At 61.8% G+C, this 18,250-nt stretch carries 17 protein-coding genes; 5 read left to right on the top strand and 12 right to left on the bottom strand.

The window, feature by feature from the left end:
* Nucleotides 1-19: 19 nt before the first annotated feature.
* Nucleotides 20-853: a MipA/OmpV family protein gene (locus tag AB8B20_RS11615; RefSeq protein WP_439072674.1), complete on the top strand. Its 834-nt coding sequence runs from the start codon at nt 20-22 to the stop codon at nt 851-853.
* A 52-nt stretch (nt 854-905) separates the two neighbouring features.
* Here the strand turns inward: AB8B20_RS11615 and AB8B20_RS11610 are convergent, their stop codons facing one another.
* Together AB8B20_RS11610 and rpmE are read right to left on the bottom strand one after the other, a co-directional pair.
* A complete protein-coding gene (locus AB8B20_RS11610; RefSeq protein ID WP_439072673.1) occupies nt 906-1,529 on the bottom strand; it encodes a TetR/AcrR family transcriptional regulator in 624 nt (207 codons plus the stop codon).
* A gap of 179 nt (nt 1,530-1,708) precedes the next feature.
* Nucleotides 1,709-1,939, bottom strand: coding sequence for a 50S ribosomal protein L31 (gene rpmE, locus AB8B20_RS11605; RefSeq protein ID WP_089265403.1), 231 nt, complete (start codon nt 1,937-1,939; stop codon nt 1,709-1,711).
* A gap of 192 nt (nt 1,940-2,131) precedes the next feature.
* Between rpmE and AB8B20_RS11600 the strand changes: the two genes are divergently transcribed.
* Nucleotides 2,132-3,994: an ABC transporter ATP-binding protein/permease gene (locus tag AB8B20_RS11600; protein WP_439072672.1), complete on the top strand. Its 1,863-nt coding sequence runs from the start codon at nt 2,132-2,134 to the stop codon at nt 3,992-3,994.
* A gap of 21 nt (nt 3,995-4,015) precedes the next feature.
* Here the strand turns inward: AB8B20_RS11600 and AB8B20_RS11595 are convergent, their stop codons facing one another.
* From AB8B20_RS11595 to AB8B20_RS11585, 3 genes are read right to left on the bottom strand one after another with little or no spacing between them, the layout of a single operon-like run.
* A complete protein-coding gene (locus AB8B20_RS11595) occupies nt 4,016-4,462 on the bottom strand; it encodes a GNAT family N-acetyltransferase (RefSeq protein WP_439072671.1) in 447 nt (148 codons plus the stop codon).
* A gap of 4 nt (nt 4,463-4,466) precedes the next feature.
* Nucleotides 4,467-5,498, bottom strand: a complete 1,032-nt coding sequence (locus AB8B20_RS11590) for a peptidoglycan -binding protein (RefSeq protein WP_089265400.1) — start codon at nt 5,496-5,498, stop codon at nt 4,467-4,469.
* A 3-nt stretch (nt 5,499-5,501) separates the two neighbouring features.
* Nucleotides 5,502-6,512: a flagellar motor protein MotA gene (locus AB8B20_RS11585; protein WP_089265399.1), complete on the bottom strand. Its 1,011-nt coding sequence runs from the start codon at nt 6,510-6,512 to the stop codon at nt 5,502-5,504.
* Nucleotides 6,513-6,553: 41 nt separating this feature from the next.
* Here AB8B20_RS11585 and AB8B20_RS11580 point away from each other — a divergent pair, with 41 nt between their 5' ends.
* From AB8B20_RS11580 to AB8B20_RS11570, 3 genes are all read left to right on the top strand, one after another.
* The gene (locus tag AB8B20_RS11580) at nt 6,554-6,877 is read left to right on the top strand and encodes a hypothetical protein (RefSeq protein WP_439072669.1); all 324 of its coding nucleotides are present in this window, start codon (nt 6,554-6,556) and stop codon (nt 6,875-6,877) included.
* Between the two features lie 273 nt (nt 6,878-7,150).
* A complete protein-coding gene (locus AB8B20_RS11575; RefSeq protein WP_089265398.1) occupies nt 7,151-8,365 on the top strand; it encodes an efflux RND transporter periplasmic adaptor subunit in 1,215 nt (404 codons plus the stop codon).
* 10 nt (nt 8,366-8,375) lie between these two features.
* Nucleotides 8,376-11,534: a multidrug efflux RND transporter permease subunit gene (locus AB8B20_RS11570; protein ID WP_439072668.1), complete on the top strand. Its 3,159-nt coding sequence runs from the start codon at nt 8,376-8,378 to the stop codon at nt 11,532-11,534.
* A gap of 66 nt (nt 11,535-11,600) precedes the next feature.
* Here AB8B20_RS11570 and AB8B20_RS11565 read toward each other — a convergent pair whose 3' ends face one another.
* The 7 genes from AB8B20_RS11565 to AB8B20_RS11535 all read right to left on the bottom strand — a co-directional run bounded on the left by AB8B20_RS11565 (nt 11,601) and on the right by AB8B20_RS11535 (nt 18,174).
* The gene (locus AB8B20_RS11565; RefSeq protein ID WP_089265396.1) at nt 11,601-12,392 is read right to left on the bottom strand and encodes an inositol monophosphatase family protein; all 792 of its coding nucleotides are present in this window, start codon (nt 12,390-12,392) and stop codon (nt 11,601-11,603) included.
* A 102-nt stretch (nt 12,393-12,494) separates the two neighbouring features.
* Complete coding sequence (locus tag AB8B20_RS11560) at nt 12,495-13,565, bottom strand: tetratricopeptide repeat protein (protein ID WP_439072666.1); 1,071 nt, start codon at nt 13,563-13,565, stop codon at nt 12,495-12,497.
* A gap of 7 nt (nt 13,566-13,572) precedes the next feature.
* The gene (locus AB8B20_RS11555; protein ID WP_439072664.1) at nt 13,573-14,256 is read right to left on the bottom strand and encodes a thiamine phosphate synthase; all 684 of its coding nucleotides are present in this window, start codon (nt 14,254-14,256) and stop codon (nt 13,573-13,575) included.
* A gap of 2 nt (nt 14,257-14,258) precedes the next feature.
* Complete coding sequence (locus AB8B20_RS11550; protein ID WP_439072663.1) at nt 14,259-15,284, bottom strand: class I fructose-bisphosphate aldolase; 1,026 nt, start codon at nt 15,282-15,284, stop codon at nt 14,259-14,261.
* Between the two features lie 166 nt (nt 15,285-15,450).
* On the bottom strand, nt 15,451-16,518 hold the full coding sequence (gene fba / locus AB8B20_RS11545) for a class II fructose-bisphosphate aldolase (protein WP_175368324.1): 1,068 nt from the start codon (nt 16,516-16,518) through the stop codon (nt 15,451-15,453).
* Nucleotides 16,519-16,681: 163 nt separating this feature from the next.
* Nucleotides 16,682-16,918: a hypothetical protein gene (locus AB8B20_RS11540; protein WP_089265391.1), complete on the bottom strand. Its 237-nt coding sequence runs from the start codon at nt 16,916-16,918 to the stop codon at nt 16,682-16,684.
* A gap of 62 nt (nt 16,919-16,980) precedes the next feature.
* Nucleotides 16,981-18,174, bottom strand: coding sequence for a phosphoglycerate kinase (locus tag AB8B20_RS11535; protein ID WP_439072662.1), 1,194 nt, complete (start codon nt 18,172-18,174; stop codon nt 16,981-16,983).
* Nucleotides 18,175-18,250: the final 76 nt, after the last annotated feature.

Genomic DNA, 18,250 nt, shown 5'->3' with positions numbered 1-18,250 from the left:
CGATCCAAGTAGGAATCTGATGTCTTTGTCTCCTCGTCTGTTCGGTCTCATTGGCGTGTTGGCGTTTCCGGCGGTTGCGGTTGCGGCTGATCCGGTGGTGATGCTGCCATCGGTGCCCTTCGTGCCCTCGGCCTCCGGTGGCTGGACCGTGACCGTCGGGATCGGCGGCGAGATGCAGCCATCTTACGAAGGCGCCGGGAGTTCTGAACTTGCGCCAAAGCCGATCATCTCGATTCGCCGTGCCGGCACGCCGGCCCGTTTCAAGAGCATGCGCGACAATGCAAGCTTCGCCCTGATCGACGTGGGCGGCTTTCGCGCCGGTCCCGTCGGCAACTATAAAGCAGCGCGCAAGGCCGCCGATCACAGCGAGCTGCGCGGTTTGAGGGACGTCGATTTCGCGGTCGAACTCGGTGGTTTCGCCGAATACTACGCCTTCGACTGGCTGCGCCTACGCTCCGAACTGCGCCGCGGTCTCGGTGGCCACGAAGGCATTGTCGCGGATTTCTCGGCTGACGTGATTGTGCCGATCAACGAGCGGATGACCTTTGCTGCCGGCCCACGCTACCGGGTGACGGATGCGAAATATGCGGAGACTTACTTCAGCGTCAATAATATCGAGGCGCTTGCGTCTGGTTTGCCAGTTTACGACGCCAAGGGCGGTTCGAGTTCGGTCGGTGCGGGCGCGCAATTGCGCTACAAGCTCGATCCGCAATGGGAAGTGCGCGGCTATGTCGAATATGACAAGCTGCTCGGTAGTATCGCTGACAGTCCGCTGGTGAAATTCCGGGGATCCACCAATCAGGTGACCTACGGCGTCGGTGTGGCCTATTCGTTCGACGTCGGCGTGCGATAGCACGGCGCGCGTGCGTAGCGTGGGCAAACACCGCGCTTGCTGGCTTGCGCTTCTAGCGCTCCCCGATCAGATAGTACGACAACATCGTATCCAGCTCCTGTTCCAGCTCGCCATTGGCGAAGGCATCCGGACGGAATGCGATCGCCGCATCGAGTGCCGAGCCGACCATTCTCGGAATGAAGAAACTTCCGGCTTCGCGATTGAAGCCAGGGCGTAGCTCGTCGGCATGGCTGTCAAACATGCCACGCAAGAGGCCTTGCCGTTGCGGAAAGCGGTCGAATGGCCACTGAACAGGGGGACGGCCGGAGGCGGTCTCCATCAAGACCTTCAGCAGCGGCAGCACGCGGGCATGCTGGCTGATCGCGGTGTTCAGACCGGAGCGGACGAATCCACGCAGATCCAACCCTTCGAATTCTGAAATGGTCTGCCAGATATTTTCGGACATTTGGGCTTCCGTCCGGCCATGGAGGGCCCCGAACAGCGCGTCCCGGTTTGGAAAATATTGATAGAGCGATCCGATGCTGACCCCGGCGCGCTCTGCAATCCGGTTCGTGGTGGCGCGTTCGTAGCCTTCGTCCACCAGCACGAGGGCAGCGGCGTCCAGGAGGATGCCCACGGTCGCAACGGAGCGGGCCTGACGCGGCTTCTTGCGGTGGTGCCCGGTATTGGTCGGCATGGTCTCGTTGCGCCCCCGCGCAAGATGATGTGGCGCACCTTATAGGGAGGGCAACGGAGGCGGTTTTAAGGTACCGCCATGGCCAATGTCGGCCAGCAACGAAAAACGCCCCTGCTGGCTGCAGAGGCGTTTTGAAAGGCAATCGGATAAGCCTGAAAGGCCGATCTTCCTTGTGAAGATCAATCTTCCTTCTTGAGGAAGCCCGAGAATTTCTTCTGGAAGCGCGACACGCGGCCACCGCGGTCGAGAAGCTGGGTGGTGCCACCGGTCCAGGCTGGGTGCGACCTCGGATCGATGTCGAGGTTCAGCTTGTCGCCTTCCTTGCCCCAAGTGGAACGGGTCTGATACTCCGTACCATCGGTCATAACGACCGTAATGTTATGATAATCCGGGTGAATTTCGGCTTTCATGACGGTTCCTTCGGCGCGCCGGCGCCTGAATCTCTGTGATTTCGATGGCGGATTTGGCCGCTCTATATCGCAGGAACGTGCGGGAGACAAGGACTCCCGTCGTGGATCATTGCCCATGCAATTGACCTAGGTCATTTGCCTCGGGGCCCGCTCCGGCCTATCTCAGAGCAACGACAAGAACGGTTATAAATCATGAGTGCAGTCGAACGGCTTGAGATCCCCCGCGCGGCCAAGCCGACGCTTCCGCAGCCCGATCCGGTGCTTCCGGAGCCGTCGCTGGCGGATACCGTTGTGGAGCCCCAGGTACAACCCAGCCGAGCCAAATTGCGGCCGCTCCTGGCGTTGGCGCCCTATGTGGCGAGGTATCGCGGCCGGGCCCTGCTGGCGCTGGTGTCATTGACCATCGCGGCTGTGACCACGCTCGTCGTGCCTGTGGCGGCACGGCGGATGATCGACTTCGGCTTCAGCCCCGAAGGCATCGCGATGATCAACAACTATTTCAGCGTTATGATCGCTGTGGTGGTCGTGCTCGCACTGGCCAGCGCGGCCCGTTACTACCTCGTCATGACCATCGGCGAGCGCATCGTCGCCGATCTGCGCCGCGACGTGTTCCAGCATCTCACCGCGCTGTCGCCGTCATTCTTCGATACGTCGCGCTCCGGCGAACTGGTGTCGCGGCTCACGGCCGATACCACGCAGATCAAGTCAGCGGTCGGCGCGTCCGTATCCATCGCGTTGCGCAACCTTGTGCTGTTTCTCGGCGCGGCAGCCATGATGGTGGTTTCTAGCCCGAAGCTCTCCGGCTTCGTGCTCGCGGCGATCCCGCTGATCGTGATCCCGCTGGTGGCCTTCGGGCGCTGGGTGCGGCGTCTGTCGCGCAACGCGCAGGATACGCTGGCGGAAGCCTCGGCCTATGCCGGCGAACTCGTCGGTTCGATCCGTACGGTGCAGGCCTATACCAACGAGCAGCTGGCGAATGCGCGCTTCGGCAAGGAGGTCGAGCAGGCCTATGACGCCGCACGTGGCTCTACGCGCGCGCGCGCCGTGCTGACCGCGATCATCATCTTCATCGTCTTCTCCAGCGTTGTGGGCATTCTGTGGGTCGGCTCGCACGATGTTCTGACGGGCTCGTTGACGCCGGGTCGGCTCGGCCAGTTCGTGCTCTATGCGGCCTTTGCCGCGTCCAGCCTCGGCCAGCTCAGCGAAGTCTGGGGCGAGATTTCGGCGGCGTCGGGCGCGGCGGAACGACTGTTCGAAATCCTCAACGTGAAGTCCGCCGTGGTGGCCCCGGCATCGCCGCGGGCATTGCCGCAGCCCGCGCGCGGTGACGTCGTGTTCGACAACGTCTCCTTTGCCTATCCGACCCGGCCGGACATCCTGTCCGCCGCTGGCGTGTCGCTGTCGGTGAAGGCTGGCGAAAAGGTCGCCATCGTCGGCCCCTCCGGCGCTGGCAAGAGCACGCTGTTTCATCTGCTGCTGCGCTTCTACGATCCCAAGGGCGGCGCCATCTCAGTCGATGGCGTGCCAATCCGTGATGCCGATCCGCGCGAGCTCCGCAAGCGTATCGCACTGGTGCCGCAAGACTCCGTCGTGTTCGCTACAACCGCCCGCGAGAACATCCGCTTCGGTCGTCCCGATGCGACGGACGCTGAAGTCGAGCATGCGGCATCGCTGGCGCATGCCACGGAATTCATTCGCCGCCTGCCTGATGGATTCGAGGCGCAGTTGGGCGAACGGGGCGTCACGCTCTCGGGCGGCCAGCGTCAGCGCATCGCAATCGCGCGCGCCATCCTGCGCGACGCACCGCTGCTGCTGCTCGATGAAGCAACGTCTGCACTCGATGCCGAATCCGAGACGCTGGTGCAGACCGCACTGGAAGAACTGATGAAGCACCGCACCACGCTGGTGATCGCCCATCGCCTCGCCACCGTGCTGTCCTGCGATCGCATCCTCGTCATGGATCATGGCCGCATCGTCGAGCAGGGCACGCACGCCTCACTGGTCGCGGCGAACGGGCTTTATGCACGATTGGCGCGGTTGCAGTTCGGGGTGTGAGTGTTGACGATGGGAGGCTTGCTACGGCTTCCATTCCATCAGGTCGACGGCACGGCCTGACGTGTTCACCTCGTCGCCGGTTTTGACAAAGCCGTTACGCATATAGAATTTGATTGCGCGGATATTGTCGGCATTGACCTTCAGCGTCACGCCGGTGGGCGATAGTCGTTTGGTTTCATCGACCAGCGCGCGGCTGACATCTGATCCCCATTGAGCGGGGCTGACCACCAGTTGGTCGAGATAACCCGTGCCGTCGATGGTGACGAAGCCGACCAGTGCGCCGTCCTGCTGCGCAACTACGATCTGCGCTACGGGTACCAGTTCGGTGCGCCATCGGTTGCGCCACCAGTTTACGCGGGCGTCGAAATTGATCGAGGGATAGGCCTGTCGCCATGTCTCCAGCCACAAGGTGATGGACGCGTCTTCATCGCTCTCGCGATAGGGGCGCAACTCGAATGGCTCAGGCATGCCGTCAGCGCTCGGTGAGCTTGAGTTCGATGCGACGGTTGCGCTTGTAGGCTTCCTCAGTCTGCGCCGTATCCAGCGGCTGGTTTTCGGCGAAGCCGGCGGCGACGAGACGCTGTGCGGGCACGCCGAGCGAGATCAGATATTGCACGACCGAGATCGCACGCGCCGACGACAGTTCCCAGTTCGACTTGAACAGCGGGCTGTTGAGGATCGGCCGCGAGTCGGTATGGCCGTCGACGCGCATCACCCAGGCGATTTCGGCCGGGATTTGCTTGTCGAGTTCGATCAGGGCACTGGCGACTTTGTCCAGTTCGGCGCGGCCTTCGGGAAGCAAAGCCGCTTGGCCGACATCGAAGAATACTTCGGACTGAAACACGAAGCGATCGCCGACAACGCGAATGTCGGGGCGGTTGCCGAGAATGGCGCGCAGGCGTCCGAAGAATTCGGAACGATAGCGCGACAGCTCCTGAACGCGCTGCGCGAGCGCGACGTTGAGGCGCTGGCCGAGATCGACGATGCGTCCCTGCGATTCCTTGTCTCGTTTCTCGGACGCTTCCAGCGCTTCTTCGAGTGCCGCGAGCTGGCGGCGCAGCGCCGAGATTTGCTGGTTCAGCACCTCGACCTGCGCCAGCGCACGGGCGGAGAGCTGCTTCTCGGAATCCAGCGCCTTGTTGAGCTCGGTGTTGCGGCCTGCGGCATCGGAGCCCGCACCGGCGAGGCCGTCATACAAGCCCTTGATCCGGTCGCGCTCCGATTCCGCGGCGGACAGCCCGGCGCGCATCTGAGATAGCTGCTCGTCGAGATTGAGCTTGCCGAGCTTCTCCAGCGATAGCAGGTCGTTCAGCTGAGCCAGTTTGGCGGTGAGCTGCTCCAGCGCCTTGTCCTTGCCGGTGACTTCCTGCGACAGATAGAATTGCACGACGAGGAAGATCGACAGCAGGAAGACGATCGCGAGTACCAGCGTCGACAGCGCGTCGACGAAGCCCGGCCAGTAGTTGAATTCGGAAGAGCCGCGGCGATTGCGTGCCAATGCCATGGATCAGTTCTTCTCAGGTTGGCGAGCGATGTGTTCCAGCAGCTTCTTGATCTCGCGGCTCTGTTCGCCCTGGCCATCGGCCCATTCGCGGATCATCTCCTGCTCGCTGCGCATATGCGCCACAAGGCTCTGGATCGCATCGGCGAGATTGGCCATGGCGGTCGTGGTGCCACGGTTGTTGTTGCCGTCCTCGATGGAGCGACGCAGGCGCTCGATGGCATCCTGCAACTCGGCCGGGGTGCCGGATGAGGTAACGGGGGCTGTCTCGCCGGAATATTCCTTCACGGTGGAGGCGAGCCAGTCTTCCAGATCCGTATAGAACCGGTTCTGGGCCTGGCTGGATTGCAGGTCGAGGAAGCCGAGGATCAGCGAGCCGGCGAGGCCGAACAGCGATGACGAGAACGAGATGCCCATGCCGGCGAGCGGCGCGGCGAGGCCTTCCTTCAGCGTGTCGAACAGCGAGCCGGCATCGCCGCCGACCTTGAGGCCTTCGATCACCTTGCCGACGGAGCCAACGGTCTCGATCAGGCCCCAGAAGGTGCCGAGCAGCCCGAGAAATACGAGGAGGCCGGTCATATAGCGCGAGATGTCGCGGGATTCGTCAAGGCGCGTCGCGATCGAATCGAGCAGATGCCGCATGGTCTGCTGCGAGATGGTCATACGGCCGGTACGTTCGCCGCCGAGGATCGCAGCCATCGGCGCCAGCAGGGTCGGGCGTCGGTCCAGCGCGAGGCCAGGATCGGAAATCCGAAAGCTGTTGACCCACGAGACTTCCGGATAGAGCCGGATGACCTGCCGGAACGACAGGATAATGCCGATCGCCAATACCGCGCCGATCAGCGCGTTGAGCCCGGGATTGGCAAAGAAAGCGAGAACGATCTGCTTGTAGAGCACGGTCATGATCAGACCGCAGAGCACCAGAAACACCAGCATTCGGACCAGGAAGATCCGGGGCGATGAGAGCTTGGTCAGTTCGATTTCCATCGCGGAGCGGGAGGAGGAGCCAGGCGCCATGTGCTGATCATCTGCATGCGAGGAAAGGTTCGACGCGCAATATGGCACAGCCCCGCGACAAAAAAAGATCGGATACCGCCGGAATCAGCGATGTCACCGGGAACTTCCAGTTGAAATCCGGCTCGATCTGCCGCGTATTTAGAAAAGACCTTTTTGTTGAGCCGTTTGTGGAGAAGGAGTGGCGCTGGAGCGGCACGCGCTACGCACGGCGAATGATTGGCTCGACAATTTCGATTGCCATCGCGACGAGATCGAACGCATCCTGCGTCTGGTCCATGGACGCAACTCCGCATATGGATGCGGTGCTGGCGCCGGTTCTTTCTGCGACCGCAGGCTTGTTTGTCTATGCGGATGGAAGCGAATAGTGGCGTGAGCCAGTATCGAATGGCTGCTGTTAACTAAACGTGTACCGGTTCCATCCGATTCACGTTCGCGTGAGCCTCGAAAGCCTTTGTGAGTTCAATACGATAGGCCGTGTGGCAATGCGCCGCCTCGATATGTATTGCGCCGCAGCACCGCGGTTTTTATTCTAGGCTATCAAAGAAGTTCGATAAATCCGGCTACGCGCATGAAGACCACAGAGGTCCGGCGTATCCGTTGATGCATGTTCGAATTCGCAACTTGGGATATCAAAGTAAATGACGATGTTGAACGCACGCTCTGCAGGCTTCGCGCTTCTGCTGGCGGGACTCGCGCCCGTGCTCGCAGGATGCAACGAACCCAAGGACGCGGTGGCGTCAGCACCACCGCAGGTGAGCGAGCCTGAAGTCAGCATCATTTCCGTCACGCAACAGCGACGCGCGCTGGTTCGCGAATTGCCCGGACGTATCGCGCCGACGCGCGTTGCCGATGTGCGCTCGCGTGTGTCGGGCATTATCATCGAGCGCGCGTTTCATCAGGGCACCGAGGTGAAGGCGGGTGACACGCTGTATCGCATCGATCCGAAGCCGTTCGAGGTGGAATTGCAGTCCGCAAAGGCGTCGCTTCACAAGGCGGAAGCTGCCTATGACCTCGCGTCGATGCAGGCCAAGCGCGTGTCGGGTCTTGCACTGCAGAAAGCAGTCTCCGAAGCGGAAGCCGAGAAAGCAGTCGGTGCGCAGCGTCAGGCTGAAGCCGAGATTGCATCCAAGAAAGCCGACGTCGCGCGTGCGCGCCTCAATCTGGACTATGCAACCATCCGCGCGCCGATCGACGGCATTGTCGGAGCCGCTCTGGTGACCGAAGGTGCGCTGCTCGCGCAGAACGACAATACGAATCTCGCCACCATTCAGCAGCTCGATCCGATCTATGCCGATTTCACGCAGTCGGTGTCCGAATTGAATAACTTGCGCCGCTCTTTCGAGACCGGCGATCTCGAGCGGATCGCGCCTGGCGCGGCCAAGGTGAGACTGATGCTTGACGACGGCACGCTCTATTCGCTGCCGGGCAAGCTGCTGTTTTCCGAAGCCAAGGTCGACACCTTCACGGGTCAGGTAACGCTGCGCGGCGAATTTCCGAACCCGAAGCGTGAGCTGTTACCGGGCATGTATGTCCGCGTGCAGATTGAGCAGGGCATCGACACCGATGCCATTGCGGTTCCGCAGCAGGCAGTGCAGCGCAATGGTGGCGGCGGAGCCGAAGTATTCGTTGTCAAGGATGACGGTCATGTTGCGGTCCAGATGGTACGAACAGGTGCCGTGCAGGATGGTCAGTGGTTCGTGACCGAAGGCCTGAAGGGCGGCGAGCGCGTCGTGGTCGAGGGCTTCCAGAAATTCGCTGCTGGCGACAAGGTCAAGGCGACCGCCTGGACTGACGCGAATGCCACTGCGGGCCTTCCGCCCGAGGGGCAGAAAACCACTCAAGCGCGTCCCTGAGTAAATCGACATGGCTAGTTTTTTCATCGACAGGCCGATTTTTGCCTGGGTCGTCGCGCTTTTCATTTGTCTTTTCGGCGCCATTGCGATTCCGCAGCTGCCGATTGCGCAGTATCCGATCATCGCGCCGCCGTCGATTTCGATCTCGACCAGCTATCCGGGCGCGTCGCCGGAGAATCTCTACAACAGCGTGACGCGGCTGATTGAAGAGGAACTCAACGGCGCTGCGGGCATCCTGAACTTCGAATCGACGAGCGACTCGCTGGGCGCCGTCGAGATCATCGCGAACTTCCAGCCCGGTACCGATACCAGCCAGGCGTCAGTCGAAGTGCAGAACCGCCTGAAGCGCGTGGAAGCGCGTCTGCCGCGTGCTGTGATCCAGCAGGGCATCCTGGTCGAGGAAGCTTCTGCCGCGGTGCTGAACATCATCACGCTGCGCTCCACCGATAACAGCCTCGATGAAGTCGGCCTCGGCGACTTCATGATCCGTAACATCCTCGGTGAAATTCGTCGTATTCCGGGCGTCGGCCGTGCCTCGCTGTATTCCACCGAGCGCTCGCTGCGCGTCTGGGTCGATCCCGCCAAGCTGGTTGGCTACAATCTGACTTCCGACGACGTCAACAAGGCCATCACCGCACAGAACGCCCAGGTTGCCTCCGGCAGCGTCGGTGCCGAGCCGTCGACAGCGACCACCAAGACGTCGTCACTGGTGCTCGTCAAAGGCCAGCTCTCCACGCCGGAAGAATTCGGCGCCATTGTGCTACGCGCCAATTCCGATGGCTCGACCGTGCGGCTGCGCGACGTCGCCCGGATCGAGATCGGCGGCCTCAGCTACCAGTTCACCACGCGCCTGAACGGCCAGCCGACGGCCGGCCTGTCGGTGCTGATGTCCCCAAAGGGCAACGCGCTGGCGACAGCCTCCGCGATCGAAGCTAAGATGAAGGAGCTGTCGAACTTCTTTCCTGCAAACATTGCCTATGACATTCCGTACAACGTCACGCCGGTGGTCAAAGCATCGATCATGAAGGTGGTGATGACGCTGATCGAGGCGGTTGTCCTCGTCTTCATCGTGATGTTCATCTTCCTGCAGAATTTCCGCTACACGCTGATCCCGACCATCGTCGTGCCCATCGCGCTGCTCGGCACCTGCACGATGCTGTTGTTGGCCGGCTATTCGATCAACATGCTGACCATGTTCGGCATGGTGCTGGCTGTCGGCATCCTCGTCGACGATGCCATCGTCGTGGTCGAGAACGTCGAGCGTATCATGAGCGAGGAGGGGCTTCCGCCGAAGGAAGCCACCAAGAAGGCGATGGGCCAGATCTCCGGCGCTATCATCGGTGTCACGCTGGTGATGATCGGCGTGTTCGTGCCGATGGCGTTCTTCCCCGGCTCAGTGGGCATCATCTATCGCCAGTTCTCGGTCACCATGGTCGCCTCGATCGCGTTCTCCGCGCTGCTGGCGCTGTCGCTGACCCCGGCGCTTTGCGCAACCTTCCTGAAGCCTATCAAGGAAGGGCACGGCCATGCCAAGAAGGGCGTGTTCGGCTGGTTCAATCGCAAGCTCGATGCCACCCGCGATGGCTATTCAAGGACAGTGGGCTGGTCGATCCAGCGCACCGGACGCTTGCTGATCGTCTACGTCGCGTTGCTGGTGGGACTGACCTGGGGCTTCATGCGGATGCCCGGCGGCTTTCTGCCGATCGACGATCAGGGCTTCATCACCACTGATGTGCAGACGCCATCAGACTCCTCGTTCGCCCGCACTGAAAGTGCCATCGAAAAGGTTGAGGAATATCTGAAGAAGCGTTCCGGTATCGAGAGCGTTGTGTTCCTCACCGGCTTCAGCTTCCTCGGGCAGGGCATGAACACCGCGCAGGCCTTTATCACCCTGAAGGACTGGGCTGAACGCCCGCCCGGCGATTCCGCCGCGGCGCTTGTCAACGATATCAATCGGGAATTGTCGTCGATCCGCGACGCCAAGATCTCCGCTTTGCAGCCGCCTCCGATCGATAACCTCGGCAACTCTTCAGGCTTCAGCTTCCGCCTTCAGGACCGCGGCCAGAAGGGGTTCGTCGCGCTTAATGCTGCATCCGACAAGCTGATTGCAGACGCCAATGCCAGCCCTGTGCTGCAGAAGGTATTTGTAGAAGGCCTTCCGCCGGCGCCATTGGTCAATCTGATGATCGACCGCGAAAAGGCAGGCGCCTTCGGCGTCACCTTCGAGGATATCAACAGCACGATCTCGACCAATCTCGGCTCGAACTACATCAACGACTTTCCCAACCGCGGCCGTATGCAGCGCGTCGTGGTGCAGTCCGAGGCCGCCAACCGGATGAACGCGGCCGACATTCTGAACTACAATGTCAAGAACAGCCGCGGGCAGCTGGTGCCGTTCTCGTCCTTTGCCACTGTGGAATGGGCGAAGGGTCCGACCCAGATTGCCGGCTTCAACTTCTATCCGGCGGTGCGAATCTCCGGCGAGGCACGGCCCGGCTTCACGTCCGGCGACGCCATCAAGGAGATGGAGCGTCTGTCCAGCCTGTTGCCGCGCGGTTTCGGCTTCGAGTGGACCGGCCAGTCGCTGCAGGAGAAGCTGTCCGGCTCGCAGGCGCCGTTCCTGCTCGCGCTGTCAGCGCTGGTGGTGTTCCTGGTGCTCGCAGCGCTTTATGAGAGCTGGACGATCCCGGTGGCCGTGCTGATGACGGTGCCGCTCGGCATCGTTGGCGCCGTGCTGGCGGCGAATTTGCGGGGCCTGCCGAACGACGTGTACTTTACGGTGGGTCTGATTACGATCATCGGTCTCGCGGCCAAGAATGCGATTCTGATTATCGAATTCGCCAAGGACTTGCGCGCGCAGGGCAAGTCGCTGGTGGATGCCACGATGGAAGCCTGCTTCCTGCGCTTCCGTCCGATCGTGATGACCGGTCTCGCCTTTATCTGCGGTGTGTTGCCGATGGTCGTCGCATCGGGCGCCGGCGGTGCCAGCCAGCAGGCGCTTGGTACGTCGGTGACCGGCGGCATGATCGCGGTGGTGATCCTGGCGCTGCTGATGGTGCCGGTGTTCTTCGTGTCGGTGCAGCGGCTATTCTCGCCGGACAAGGCGCCGAAGACAGAAGAGGCAAAGCAGGACGGGCCGACCGCATCGCCGTCCGTGTCGCACAGCTAAGGTAATCAAACAAAAAGCCCGGATGGCGCAACGCCATCCGGGCTTTTTCTATTCGAGCGATCAATCTTACTTCGTCAGCGGCCGCAGGATCTTCGTCAGAGCGCCGTGGACGAACTCGTTGCCGGCAACGACGTTGCCGGTCGTCAGCACATCACCACCATTGATATCGCCAACAGTACCGCCGGCTTCCTTGATCAGGATCAGGCCGGCAGCGATATCCCAAGGCTGCAGGTTGCGCTCCCAATAGCCATCGAGGCGACCGGCTGCGACGAAGGCCAGATCGAGCGAAGCCGCGCCGAAGCGGCGCAGGCCGGCGACCTTCGGCTGCAACGCGGCCATTTCGTTGCGTGACAGTTCGAAGTCGCCGCGGCCGATATGCGGCAGGCCGCAGGCGATGACGCATTCGTTGAGCTGCTTGCGGCCGGCGACGCGCAGGCGGGTGTCGTTGAGGAACGCGCCCGAGCCCTTCTCGGCCATATAGAGCTCGTCATTTGCCGGATTGTAGATCAGGCCGGCAATCACCTGACCTTCGCGCGCCAGACCGATCGAGACTGCGAATTGCGGGATGCCGTGCAGGAAGTTGGTGGTGCCATCGAGCGGATCGACGATCCAGGTATGGCTCTTGTCAGTACCCTCGCGGTTGCCGCCTTCCTCGCCGAGGAAGCCATAGCCCGGGCGGGCCTTGTTGAGGTCCGTATAGAGCATCTCCTCGGCCCGCTTGTCGGCGAGGCTGACGAAATTGGCGGGGCCCTTCATCGAGACTTGCAGGTTCTCGATCTCGCCGAGGTCGCGCTTCAGGCTGCGGCCGGCGCGGCGCGCGGCTTTCACCATCACGTTCATAAGGGCTGAATTGATCATGCGTTCGTCTCACGACGACCTGACGGCAGGTCTGATTGGGGGTTGCTGAGGCGATGGGTGCCCTGCGGGCGGCATCTCGTCAAGGCAAGATCGCTACAGGGGTCATTTCTGGGTCGTGCCCAGCCACTTCTTGGCGGCTTCCTGGGCCTTGGTCTTTTCCTCGGGGGTAGCCTGGGCCAGAAGCTCGTCGAGCATCAGGTCCCCCTTTCCGGCGGTTTTGGCGACGATGTGCCATTTCAGACCTTCCAGCCGGTCATCTGTATTGGTGCGGAGCGCCAGTACCCGGGCGAGGCGGTTCTGGGCGATCGGGCTGTTCTGTTTGGAGGCTTTGCGGAGCAGGGCGATGGCCGCAGCCTCGTTCTTGGGGGTTCCCGTGCCGTTATAGAGCGCAATGGCATATTCGACCTCGGCGTCGACATTGTCGGCCAGGGATGCCGCCTGGAGCAGGCGGACCGCCTTGTCGATGCTTTTCTCGACGCCGGTGCCTTCCTTGTAGAACGTCGCCAGCGCGTATTGCGCTTCGGGGTTACCGGCATCGGCGGCGACGCGGAGCAATTCGGCCGAACGCTTGACGTCCTGCGGCAGCGTCTGTCCGTCGAGATAGAGCAGCGCCAGATTGTAGGCGGCCTTCGGATTACCGAGCTTGGCGGAGGATGCCAGCAGCTTCACGGCCTCATCGCGTTTGCCGACATTGCCGCGATCCGACAGTCGCAGCATCGCCAGCGCGAACATAGCCTCGCGGTCGCCGCGCTCCGACGCGCGCTGATACCATTCTGCAGCTTTCGCATAATCGCGTTTGACGCCCAATGCATTGGCATAGAGTTCGCCAAGCATGGTCATCGCCTTCGGGTCGTTGTTCTCCTGCGCGCGCTTGCTGGCGAGGTCGAAGGCGGTCTTGTACTGGCCGCGCTGATAGGCGCCATAGACCAGGTCGGCATTGGGGTCGGTTGGTGCGGCTTCTGCAGGCTGCGCGGGCTTTTCAGCAGGCGGCGTAGGAACTTTCTTCGCTGCTGTTGGCGCTTTCGCCGGTGCCGGCGCCTTTTTTGGAGCTGCCTTGCTTGCAGCCGGTGGTGGCGTTTGCACCCCCGGCGGTGTCAGCGAAATCTGCGCGGTCGCGCTGGCTGCCCAGGTCAGGCAGCCGGCAATTACAGTGAGGGAACGCAGAACTTTCATTCCGGCGTTATTCCTGTTCGACCTTGGACTGCCCCGAGACGAGCGTCGCGTATCCCTGCTGGATTGCCTTCTCTGCGTCCATCAAGGCTGCAGCAGCGCCGCGCGCGTCGTTCCAGATGACCTCGCCGACCAGCACGAAGTCAGCGCCGGCAGCTGCGAATTCCCTGGCCTCATCGAGCGTTGTGGCAAAGCCTACGCAGGGCGGTTCGAACAATTCGGCCCACCACTGAAGGCGCTCGACAATGGCGTCAGCCGATGGGCGCTGGCCGTTCGGGTCGGGCTCGCCGAACAGCACGTAATCGGCGCCGGCCTCGCCCGCTGCCATCGCATTATGGCGCGTCGACAATCCGCCGCAGCCTGCAATGCGATCAGGCTTCAGCGAGGGGAGTGCATCCTGCAGGGGAGCTAGACCGGGCAGATGCGCGCCATCGGCGCCGCCGCGTGCGACGAGCTCGACATTGCCTTCGACCAGCATCGCGGCGCCGCTGGTCTGGATGACAGGCGCCAGCGCCTTGATGCGCGTGATCATGGTGCGCTGGTCGGTCGTCGCCAGTCGCACCAGGACGGCAGCGACATCTGCTCTCTCAAGAAGAGCAGGCAGGTTCGCCGCCAGCACTGACGGATCCTCGACGACGGGCGTCGCGAGATAGAGGCGCGGCATCGGCGGCGGCGGGACGGGTTTGGAAGCCAAGATTATAGCGCCTTCTGTTCTTGATCAGTCGTCCACTCGCCCTTGCTGGCGAGTGAATTCATGTGTGCACGATGGGTGAAGGCCTGCTGACCGGCGGGCACATTGTTGGCTTTGCCGGACCATGCCTTTTGCGGCGCTGCCTGAAGCGCGCGGCCATAGGAGAATGTCAGTGGCCAGGGCAGGCTGCCGATCCTGTTCATGGCGTCGAGATGCGCGGTTGCATCTTCGTCAGATTGGCCGCCGGAGAGGAATGCGATGCCGGGCACCGATGCGGGCACGCAGTTCTTCAGCATGCGCACGGTCTTCTCAGCCACTTCAGCCACACCAGCCTGCGTCTTCGACTTCTTGCCAGAGACCGCCATGTTCGGCTTCAGGATCATGCCTTCCAGCGCGACCCGTTGGACCCGCAATTCCTGGAACGTCTTGTTGAGTACGCGCTGTGTCACCTCGACGCAGCGGTCGATGTCGTGATCGCCGTCCATCAGCACTTCGGGTTCGACGATAGGGACGATCTGTGCGGCCTGGCATAGCGCGGCATAGCGGGCGAGCGCGTGCGCGTTGACGGAGATTGCGGTCATCGAGGGAATCCCAGCACCGATATCGATCACCGCGCGCCACTTTGCGAAGCGCGCGCCGCGCGCGTAATATTTGGCAAGACGCTCGGCGAGCTTGTCGAGGCCTGCTGTGACCAGCTCACCGGGACAGTTCGGCAAGGCCTGCGTGCCCTCATCGACCTTGATGCCGGGAATGGCGCCGGCTTCCTCGATAAGCCCCACCAGCGGCGTGCCATCCTTGGCGTTTTGCCAGATAGTCTCGTCGTAGAGGATCACGCCGGAAATGTAGCTGCTCATCGCCTCGCGCGAGCGAAACAGCATTTCACGATAATCGCGGCGGCTGTCCTCGGTCGACTCGACGCTGATCGCATCGAAGCGCTTCTTGATCGTGCCTGACGATTCATCTGCGGCAAGCAAGCCCTTGCCCGGCGCGGTCATGGCGCGGGCGATTTTGTTGAGTTCGGCGAGATTCATGGGCATGTCCTGAGCGGGCTAGTCCTGCAGGTCAATCTAGACCGTTCTCGGGCAAAATCCGAGCATCTGGCCGGCCAATGAGCCCGTCCGCATCCGATTCCGGCAAAAATTCAGCCTGCCATAGGCTGTATGGCAGGCTGAAACACAGTCAATTGGCAGTTTGGGCTCAGGCGATCTTCGCGTTCAGCTCGCCCGATGCGTAACGCTTGGCCATTTCGGCCGTGGTCAGCACCTTTTTGATCTTGCTGGCCTGGCCGGCGGTATTGAATTCCTGCAGGCGCTGCTTGCAGAGCTTCACCATCGCTTCCATCGCCGGCTTCAGATATTTGCGCGGGTCGAATTCGCTGGGGTTCTCGCTCAGCACCTTGCGGATCTGGCCGGTCATGGCCATCCGGTTGTCGGTGTCGATGTTGATCTTGCGGACGCCGTGCTTGATGCCGCGCTGGATCTCGGCGACCGGGACGCCCCAGGTCGGCTTCATCTGGCCGCCGAACTTGTTGATGATGTCCTGCAGATCCTGCGGCACCGAGGACGAGCCGTGCATCACCAGATGGGTATTCGGCAGCTTGCGGTGGATTTCCTCGATCACGTTCATGGCGAGAATATCGCCGTCCGGCTTGCGGGTGAACTTGTAGGCGCCGTGCGAAGTGCCCATGGCAATCGCCAGCGCGTCAACCTGCGTCTCCTTGACGAACTTCACGGCCTCGTCGGGATTGGTCAGCAACTGGTCGTGGCTGAGCTGGCCCTCGGCGCCGTGGCCGTCTTCGGCTTCGCCCATGCCGCTCTCCAGCGAGCCGAGCACGCCGAGTTCGCCTTCCACTGAAATGCCGCCGAGATGCGCCATATCAGTGACGGTCTTGGTCACGCCGACATTGTAGTCCCAGTCCGCCGCCGTCTTGCCGTCCGCTTTCAGCGAACCATCCATCATCACCGAGGTGAATCCGGCCTGGATTGCGGTCATGCAGGTTGCAGCTTCGTTGCCGTGATCGAGATGCACGCAGACGGGAATGTGCGGATAGATTTCGGTGACCGCGTCCATCATGTGCTTGAGCATGATGTCATTGGCGTAGGAGCGGGCGCCGCGGGAGGCCTGGATGATCACGGGCGCATCGACGGAGTTGGCCGCGTCCATGATGGCCAGGGCCTGCTCCATATTGTTGATGTTGAAGGCCGGCACTCCGTAATCGTGTTCTGCCGCGTGATCGAGCAGTTGACGCAACGTAATACGGGCCATGCAGGAAGCTCCTTGTAAATTGGGACAGGCGCAAACGCCGCGCCGAGGGATATATGGCTCTTAGCGCGAGGAGACGGCGAATCCAAGACGCCATCAGTCGCGCATACAGCCAACGTTAATCGCCACGATGGCCCAGCGTTCCAGCTAATGGAATTCCCGGTAACTAATGTTCGCGAGCTTCGAGTGCCGCGACGTGCTCTTCCACTTCAGTCACGCGCTCGTCGAAATCGCCAGCAGTCGCACGCATCATCACGAGCATGCCGGCAGCGTCCCGACGCTGCTTACGGCTTATTTCTTCCAGCCGATCAAGACGCTGTTCAACCGAGCTACGAAACGACGAAATATCATCGCGGATCGCGATGAGGATGTCCGTCGTGATGTTGATCGGTTCGTCTGCCATAGCAGGAACATACCATAAACATTGCGGCGCCCACAAGCCTTGCGGGCAAAAATTTACCGCTGCTACTTCTTCAACACTTCCACACCCGGCAGCGGCTTGCCTTCCATCCATTCGAGGAAGGCGCCACCAGCCGTCGAGATATAAGAGAAGTCATCGGCGACGCCGGCGTGATTGAGCGCGGCCACCGTGTCGCCGCCGCCGGCTACTGAAATCAGCTTCTTCGCCTTGGTGCGCGCCGCTGCGTGTTTGGCGCCGGCAACCGTGCCGCGGTCGAACGGTGCCATTTCAAATGCGCCGACCGGGCCATTCCAGACCAACGTGGCGGCATCGTCGATCGCTGCGTTGATGCGTTCGATCGACTGCGGACCGACATCGAGGATCATGCCCTCATCTGGGATCGCATCGAGACCGTAAGCGTGTGACGGGGTATTGGCGGCGAAGTGGAATGCGACGATGGCATCCACCGGCAGGATGATGGCGCAGCCGGAAGCTTCGGCCTTGCCGATGATCCGCAGCGCAGTGGCGGCGAGATCTTTCTCGCACAGCGACTTGCCGACCTTGACACCCTGCGCATGCAGGAAGGTGTTGGCCATGCCGCCACCGATCACGAGCGCATCGACCTTGGTGACGAGATTTTCGAGGAGATCGATCTTCGACGAGACCTTGGCGCCGCCGACGATGGCGATCACCGGCTTGGTCGGCGCGTCCAGCGCCTTGCCGAGGGCGTCCAACTCGGCCTGCATGGTGCGGCCGGCATAGGCGGGTAACTTGTGGCCGAGGCCTTCGGTGGAGGCGTGGGCGCGATGTGCAGCCGAGAATGCATCGTTGACCCAGATATCGCCAAGCTTGGCGAGTTCGGCGACGAAAGCCGGATCGTTCTTCTCCTCAGCGGAATGGAAGCGCGTGTTCTCAAGGCAGAGAATGTCGCCGTCCTTCATGGCGCCAACGGCCTTGGCTGCGACGTCGCCAACGCAGTCGTCGGCAAAGGCGACCGGCTTCTTGATCACATCGGCAAGTGCCGCAGCCACGGGCTTCAGCGAGTTCTTGTCGTCGCGGCCCTTGGGGCGGCCGAAATGCGCGAGCAGGATTACTTTGCCGCCCTTGTCGGAAATTTCGGTGATGGTCGGCGCGATACGTTCAAGCCGCGTTGCGTCGGTAACCTTGCCACCATCCATGGGCACGTTGAGATCGACGCGCACGAGAACGCGTTTGCCCTTCACATCGACGTCGTCGAGGGTGCGGAAAGAATTGGTCATGATGTTGTGTCCCAAACGCCGGTCAGCGCAGAGCGGCGCGCCGCGAAGCGGGGACCGCTACATTCGTTGGCTCCCG

Source organism: Tardiphaga sp. 866_E4_N1_4, from assembly GCF_052076075.1.
Lineage (GTDB): Bacteria > Pseudomonadota > Alphaproteobacteria > Rhizobiales > Xanthobacteraceae > Tardiphaga > Tardiphaga robiniae.
Note: the sequence above shows the minus strand (reverse complement) of the source record. Positions and strands in the feature narration are given on the sequence as shown.